Annotated in this window: 3 protein-coding genes, 1 tRNA gene and 1 pseudogene; 3 read left to right on the top strand and 2 right to left on the bottom strand. The window is 63.0% G+C overall.

The features are described from left to right. The coding region (gene ppdK / locus EN939_RS20040; RefSeq protein ID WP_127269371.1) for a pyruvate, phosphate dikinase at positions 1-2,403 on the bottom strand (2,403 nt) is incomplete at its 3' end. Between the two features lie 221 nt (positions 2,404-2,624). On the opposite strand from ppdK, the pseudogene EN939_RS20035 reads away from it, so the two are divergent. The 3 genes and pseudogenes from EN939_RS20035 (at position 2,625) to EN939_RS39730 (ending at position 3,623) form a co-directional block, all read left to right on the top strand. Continuing rightward, positions 2,625-2,949: pseudogene (locus EN939_RS20035) on the top strand (VOC family protein). A gap of 128 nt (positions 2,950-3,077) precedes the next feature. Continuing rightward, a tRNA-Gln gene (locus tag EN939_RS20030) sits at positions 3,078-3,152 on the top strand. 18 nt (positions 3,153-3,170) lie between these two features. Further along, the gene (locus tag EN939_RS39730) at positions 3,171-3,623 is read left to right on the top strand and encodes an Hpt domain-containing protein (protein ID WP_127269370.1); all 453 of its coding nucleotides are present in this window, start codon (positions 3,171-3,173) and stop codon (positions 3,621-3,623) included. 15 nt (positions 3,624-3,638) lie between these two features. Here the strand turns inward: EN939_RS39730 and EN939_RS20020 are convergent, their stop codons facing one another. Beyond that, entirely contained in the window at positions 3,639-5,063 is a 1,425-nt protein-coding gene (locus EN939_RS20020; RefSeq protein WP_127269369.1) for a glycosyltransferase family 2 protein, read from the bottom strand. Positions 5,064-5,164: the final 101 nt, after the last annotated feature.

The raw sequence follows: 5,164 nt of genomic DNA, 5'->3' as shown, positions 1-5,164 counted from the left end.
GGTTTCCAGGAACGAGGCCGCATCGTCGCGCGAGATGCCGAAGGTCGTCTGGGTCAGGTCGTTGGTGCCGAAGGAGAAGAATTCGGCTGACTCTGCAATGACATGGGCACGGATCGCGGCGCGGGGGAGCTCGATCATCGTGCCAGTGAGATAGTCGATCTTGACGCCGGTTTCCTCCATGACGCTCTTGGCAACCGCATCGATGCGCGCCTTGACGTAATCGAGTTCCTTCACCAGGCCGACGAGCGGCACCATGATCTCGGGGACCACCAGCGCGCCGGCCTTCCTGCCGGCCTCCACGGCCGCCTCGAAAATGGCCCGCGCCTGCATCTCGGCGATCTCGGGATAGGAGACAGCCAGGCGGCAGCCACGATGGCCGAGCATCGGGTTGAACTCGTGCAGTGCCTCGGTGCGCTGCCTGAGCTTGTCCGGCGACACCTTCATGGCGGCGGCGACCTCGGCCACCTCCTCCTCGGTCTTCGGCAGGAATTCGTGCAACGGCGGATCGAGCAGGCGGATCGTCACCGGCAGGCCGGCCATGATCTCGAACAGTTCGAGGAAGTCCGAGCGCTGCATGGGCAGAAGCTTGGCAAGTGCGGCGCGCCGGTCCTTTTCGGTGTCTGCCAGGATCATCTCGCGCATGGCGACGATGCGGTCGCCATCGAAGAACATGTGCTCGGTGCGGCAGAGGCCGATGCCTTCGGCGCCGAAGGAGCGCGCCATGCGCGCGTCGAGCGGCGTTTCGGCATTGGTGCGCACTTTCATGCGGCGGACCGCGTCCGCCCACTCCATGATGGCCGCGAAATCGCCGGAAAGTTCCGGCTGCAGCATCGGCACGGCGCCCTTCAGCACCTGGCCATTGCCGCCATCGATGGTGACGATGTCGCCCTTGCGGAAGGTCGAGCCCATCGCCATCAGCGTGCCGGCCTTGTAGTCGACACGCAGCGAGCCGGCCCCGGAGACGCAAGGCTTGCCCATGCCGCGCGCCACCACCGCGGCGTGGCTGGTCATGCCGCCGCGCGTGGTCAGGATGCCTTCCGCCGCATGCATGCCGTGGATGTCTTCGGGACTGGTTTCGATGCGCACCAGGATCGCCTTGCGCCCTTGCGTCTTCAATTCCTCGGCGTCGCCGGAGGAAAAGACGATCTCGCCGGTAGCGGCACCGGGCGACGCCGGCAGTCCGATGCCGATGACATCGCGCGCGGCCTTGGGGTCGATGGTCGGATGCAGCAACTGGTCGAGCGAGGCCGGGTCGATACGGGCGACGGCTTCCTCTTTCGTGATCAGCCTGTCCTGCGCCATCTCGACGGCGATTTTCAGCGCCGCCTTGGCGGTGCGCTTGCCGGACCGGGTCTGCAGCATCCACAATTTGCCGCGCTCGATGGTGAATTCGAGATCCTGCATGTCGCGGTAGTGCTTCTCCAGACTGTCGGAGATGGTGACAAAGGACTGGAACGCGTCAGGCATCAGCTTCTGCAGCGACGGCCTGTCCGAGCCAGCTGCGATACGTGCCGCTTCGGTGATGTTCTGCGGCGTGCGGATGCCGGCGACGACGTCCTCGCCCTGCGCGTTCACCAGGAACTCGCCATAAAGCATCTTTTCGCCGGTCGAAGGGTTGCGCGTGAAGGCAACGCCGGTGGCCGAGGTTTCGCCCATATTGCCGAACACCATGGCCTGGACGTTGACCGCCGTGCCCCAGCTTTCGGGAATGTCGTGCAGCCGGCGATAGGTGATGGCGCGGTTGTTCATCCAGCTCGAGAACACGGCTGATATCGCGCCCCAGAGCTGCTCATGCGGATCCTGCGGAAAGGGCCTGCCGAGCTCTTCCTCGACCTTGGCCTTGTAGAGCGCGATGACGCCTTGCCATTCGAGCGCCGTGAGTTCGGTGTCGAGCTCGTGCCCGAGCCCGCCTTTCTGATCCTCCAGGATTTCCTCGAACACCTCATGGTCGAGGCCCATGACGACGTCGGAATACATCTGGATGAAGCGGCGGTAGCTGTCATAGGCAAAGCGCGCGTCGCCGGAATCGGCGGCCAGCGCCTCGACCGTCTCGTCGTTCAGGCCGAGATTGAGCACGGTATCCATCATGCCGGGCATCGAGGCGCGAGCGCCCGAACGCACCGACACCAGCAGCAGTTTCGACGGGTCGCCGAACCGACGGCCGGTCAGCCGGCCGATGTGATCGAGCGCGACCGCGACATCGGCTTCCAACCCGGCCGGATAAATACGGCCGTTGGCGTAGTAGGCGTTGCAGACCTCCGTGGTGATGGTGAAGCCCGGCGGCACCGGCAGCCCCAGGCTGCACATCTCGGCCAGGTTGGCGCCCTTGCCACCCAGGAGATTCCTGTCGCTGGCACGGCCTTCCGCCGCACCATCGCCAAAGGTGAAAACCCATTTGGTCATGCATCGCTCCGGTTGCAGGAGACTGGAAAGATTGGCGAAACGGAAAGTTCCGCCGGTCCGTCCTTGGAGCGATATGATGCTGCAGTGCGAAAGGCAAGACATCGGCAAAGCCACCTGGCCACTACAATCGATTAAGCAAAGCCGTGCTCCAGCATGCGGCAAAAAGACTTGCCAAGTCAGGAATTCTGGAGTAGAACATACAGTGAACAAACAGGTGCGCCATGAAACTGCCCGGAAAACTCGACTATCTGGAAATGCCCGCGACCGGTGGAACGCTGGACCGGCTGAAGGCTTTCTACAGTACCGCCTTTGCCTGGTCGTTCACCGGCCTTTGCCGAAGGCCTGGACGGAGGCTTCCAGGCAGATGCCGCGGAAGCGCCATCAAAGCCGCTGCCCGTGCTCTACAGCAGGGATCTGGAGCAAACCCTCGACGCTGTCGAAAGCGCCGGCGGCACGATTGTCAAACCGATCTTCCCGTTCCCCGGCGGCCGGCGCTTCCACTTCGTCGATCCAGCCGGAAACGAGATGGCGGTGTGGTCCGAATAGCCCGCTGCATATCATTTGCCAGCGCTGCGTTGCCTGCCCAATTCGAGCGTTCCAACCGTCACTCATAAGGATTGTGCTTTTTGGCTGCTCTGCTAATAACGCGCCGCACAAGCGACTCTGACGGCAATTGGGGCGTCGCCAAGTGGTAAGGCATCGGTTTTTGGTACCGACATTCCCAGGTTCGAATCCTGGCGCCCCAGCCAATCACTTTTTTTCTGGTGATGGCAGCGCGGTTGTCCCCAGCCCAGGCATGCCAGTGTCGTTGCAGACCAGCCCTGGTGCCGTTCTCCTCCGACAGGGGGGCGTGCTCGACCAAGCAGTCCATTCCAACCCGCGCCGCTTTCTGCTTGAATGACCCTCGACGTCCCGCAACGGAGCATCGGCCTATCTCAAACGATCCCTTCGCTTCCTTGCAGCAACGTTTCCTTGCCCGGTGTGCGGATCGGCTCGTGGAGTTGAAGGCCGCCCGTGAGAGGAGGGCTGTGCCCGGCAGCAGTTCCGGCGATACGCTGATCGGGATCGCTCACTCGCTGGCGGGTGGGGCCGGAACGTTCGGCTTTCCGGATATCAGCGTGCGAGCGTCCGAGCTTGAGACGTTGCTGATCGAGCGGTCGGATGTCGCACATACTGCGCTCGATGCGCTTATTGCGGAGATCGAGCGGACGCTGAAGTGACTCAGCCGAAGAGGCTCACTTCTTCGGCCCAGTCAGGCCGGTCCTGGTCATCTCGCCCCAGCTCTGGTCGGCGCGCAGATACTGCCACCAGCCCTTCACACGCCAGAAATTGTTGAGCTGGCGGTAGCCGAAATTCTCGATCACCGCCACGGCCGTGAGTACGGCAAGGTCCCGCGCGCGCGGAAAACGCTGAAGCTCGGCTTCTTCGAGAACCAGCGAACACACGCTCACGCAAACGCCGTAGGTGAAAACCAGCGACGTGAATGCCAAGAGATATTCGGTCGAGAGGATGCCGAGTAGCCAAAAGGCCGGGATCAGCACATAGCCCAGCACCTCCGATATGGGCCCAAGCACATCGACAATCAGTATGTGACCAAATCCGAGGAAGCCGACCCGCCCATAGCGGGGGTTGAAGAGCATGGAGCGGTAGCGGAAGAAGCACTCGAGCGCACCGCGCTGCCAGCGCGTGCGTTGCCTGGCCAGAACGCGCAGTGACTCGGGTGCTTCTGTCCAGCACACCGGCTCCGGAATGAACTGGATGCGGTATTTGCGTTTGGTGTCCATCATGTGGCGATGCAGCTTGATCACAAGGTCCATGTCCTCGCCCATCGATCCCTTGGTGAAGCCGCCAACCGCCACCACTTCGGCGCGGCGGAACACGCCGAAGGCGCCGGACACCAGCATCAACGTGTTGATGCGGCTCCAGGCCAGCCGTGCCATAAGGAAGGCCCGCAGATATTCGACCACTTGGAACAGTGCCAGCAACCGGCTGGGCAGGCGGATCTCGCGCACCCTGCCCGCTTCGATCCTCGATCCGTTGGCGATGCGGATCGTGCCGCCGACGGCGATGGTGCGCTCGGGATCGTCGATGAAGGGCTGGGCCGCGCGCATCAGTGCGTCGGGCTCGAGGATGGAGTCGCCGTCGATCACACAAAAGAGAGGCGCGCGGCAGACATTGACGCCGGCATTCTGGGCATCGGCCTTGCCGCCATTTTCCTTGTCGACCACGAACAGCCGTTCTGTCATCGGCGAGGAATAGAGGCCGCGGATCGGCTTGTGTGTCAGGGCCTCCTCATAGGGTCGGTGGAATTTCACCAGTTTGAAGCCTTCGATAAGGCGCTGCAGAGTCTGATCCTTCGAGCCGTCGTTGATGACGATGACCTCGAAATTCGGATATTCGAGCGCCAGCATCGAGTGCACGCTCTCGACCACATTCACTTCCTCATTGTAGGCGGGCACCAGCAGCGCGATCGGCGGCGCTACGTCGCCATAGCGGTGCCACAGCAGAGCCGAACGCGCGACCGGCGGGCGCTTGGACAGGGCGTAGGCGGCGATGATGAGCTGCAGCAGGTAGATCGCCGTCTGCGCCAGCCCCGCCCCGATGATGAACCAGGACAGGATGGAGGCCCCCAGAACGATCTCTTGGCTCCAGTCGAACATCAGGTGGCTGGCCCCTCGGCGAGGATCAGCGAGGCCGTGCGCTGCCTGCGCGAGACGTCGCTGGCGGCGATCTCGCGCAGCACCTGCTCTCCCTTCTGGCC

The organism is Mesorhizobium sp. M7A.F.Ca.CA.002.05.1.1, assembly GCF_003998335.1.
GTDB lineage: Bacteria > Pseudomonadota > Alphaproteobacteria > Rhizobiales > Rhizobiaceae > Mesorhizobium.
The sequence above is the reverse complement of the archived record's forward strand: the minus strand, read 5'-3'. Positions and strand labels throughout refer to the sequence as shown.